This is a genomic window from Polaromonas sp. P3_C2 (assembly GCF_056402675.1).
Genome location: NZ_JBFUGX010000766.1, coordinates 1 through 1,766 on the forward strand (window position 1 = coordinate 1; position 1,766 = coordinate 1,766).

Sequence of the window (1,766 nt, forward strand, 5' to 3'; positions counted from 1 at the left end):
GTATCCATCCAGCCTTTTGGCTTTCCGGACTTGCTCTCGATCTGCGCGGCTGCTGCATCGCCGATGTTCCGCGCGGTGCCCTTTGCGTCACCCTTGAACTGGCTCAGTCCCCCTGCGCTGAGGCCAAGTTGTCTGGCGATGCGGCCCAACATGCCGACAGGTGATTCGCCGGTGGCCAACTCCTTCTCGCTGAACTCCCGAATGATGATCAGCAGGTTGTTGCGCCGGTTTCTATTGACGTTCTCGGAGTCCATGTGACGTGGTTGCAACAATCCAGATTATTTTGCATCGACCCGTTGACGATGGTGTAAAAAGATTTTACATTACCTTTCATCGCTACTTTGGCATCAACCCTTTCCACACACTCATCATGAAACCGATAGCCGCCAACGCAAGAAACAACCCCTCCGTCTGGGGTGGTGCTGCCGTGCGTCGCCGTGACGTTCATCTGGGCCAATGTCGTGGGCTGAGTTCTTTTGCGTTGTCCATTTTGCGGACCGCCATGTCCAAGCAGAACCACGAGGATTCCACACAACCGGGAGAAGGAGACGCCTGAGCGTACCTTCTAAATCTCTGACACCCAGAGGCCCGGTATCCGCAAGGAACCGGGCCTTTTTGTTTTTCCCTGACGGTGATCGTGCCGTCGATGCGCTTCAAGCGCGGGAGTCTTTAAAAATTTGCAGCGGGACAGCAGCCAAACACTGGATGGCAGCGAGTTCCGCAAAAATTGCGGACATAGCTCAGTAGGTAGAGCGTGAGCCTTCCAGGCTCAATGTCGTCGGTTCGAAGCCGTCTGTCCGCTCCATTTCGGGTGTGCCTGTTTCACGTCACCTGCGCGAGACCGAGGAGACGGTCTGGTGGCGTGTGTGCTGGCAGCCGGGGTTCATGGCCCCGGAAATGCAGTGCAGTGGGAGACCCCGGTTCGGCTTCATGCCGGCCGCTCACATGCAGGTACAGCCGAAATGGATTCAGTTTTTAGCCCGCGTAGCTCAGTCGATGGAGCGGTAAGGCAGTCGCCTTGTAAGCAGCAGGTCGGCCGTTCAAATCGCGACCGTGGGCGCCAGGGTATTTGTCACGTTCGTCTAGTGGCTCAGGACACAAGATTTTCATTCTTGTAGACAGGGGTTCGAATCCCCTACGTGACGCCAATTCCAGCGCTGGCAGCCAGGTAATTGGCTGGCAGCTGTTCAGTAAAGAAGCGCAGTGCTCGCAAGAGCGTAGTGCGGAAACCGGCCTCAAAGATAGGGTGGCACCGGAACTCGTAACCGGGAATTTTTGGAAGATTGGCCGAGAGGTTCAAGGCACTCGCTTGCTAAGCGAGAGCCCATGAAAGTGGGCTCATGGGTTCGAATCCCCTATCTTCCGCCATCTCTTTGATGGGCCGTTCGCCAAGCTGGTCCAAGGCATCGGGTTTTGATCCCGACATTTCGGTGGTTCGAATCCATCACGGCCTGCCATTTTTTCGGGTTGCATAGCTCAGTGGTAGAGCAGCGGGCTCATAACCCGCCGGTCGTTGGCTCGGTCCCAACTGCAACCACCACCTGCATCACCCAAGCCATTTGCGCGCATAGCTCAGCGGGACTCAGAGCGCGACCCTCCGAAGGTCGAGGCTGGCAGTTCGAGTCTGCCTGCGTGCAGCAGCAATAACCCAAATAGATTTTTCTCGCGTTAGCTCAGTCCGGAATCAGAGCATCTGCCTACGAAGCAGAGGGTCGGAAGTTCAAATCTTTCACGCGAGGCCATTCAGTTTTCATTCAGCTCGATTC

Annotated in this window: 1 protein-coding gene and 7 tRNA genes; 7 read left to right on the forward strand and 1 reads right to left on the reverse strand. The window is 56.1% G+C overall.

Annotated features, from left to right (window positions below; all coding sequences use genetic code 11):
* A partial coding sequence (locus tag AC1DWI_RS21685) for a hypothetical protein (RefSeq protein WP_477725734.1) occupies positions 1–254 on the reverse strand: 254 nt, incomplete at its 3' end.
* Positions 255–729: 475 nt separating this feature from the next.
* On the opposite strand from AC1DWI_RS21685, the gene AC1DWI_RS21690 reads away from it, so the two are divergent.
* From AC1DWI_RS21690 to AC1DWI_RS21720, 7 genes are all read left to right on the forward strand, one after another.
* Positions 730–805, forward strand: a tRNA-Gly gene (locus AC1DWI_RS21690).
* A 266-nt stretch (positions 806–1,071) separates the two neighbouring features.
* Positions 1,072–1,148: transfer RNA gene (locus AC1DWI_RS21695), tRNA-Glu, on the forward strand.
* A 129-nt stretch (positions 1,149–1,277) separates the two neighbouring features.
* A tRNA-Ser gene (locus AC1DWI_RS21700) sits at positions 1,278–1,368 on the forward strand.
* Positions 1,369–1,378: 10 nt separating this feature from the next.
* A tRNA-Gln gene (locus AC1DWI_RS21705) sits at positions 1,379–1,457 on the forward strand.
* Positions 1,458–1,465: 8 nt separating this feature from the next.
* Positions 1,466–1,540: transfer RNA gene (locus AC1DWI_RS21710), tRNA-Ile, on the forward strand.
* Between the two features lie 21 nt (positions 1,541–1,561).
* A tRNA-Arg gene (locus AC1DWI_RS21715) sits at positions 1,562–1,637 on the forward strand.
* 25 nt (positions 1,638–1,662) lie between these two features.
* Positions 1,663–1,742 (forward strand) — tRNA-Arg (locus tag AC1DWI_RS21720).
* Positions 1,743–1,766: the final 24 nt, after the last annotated feature.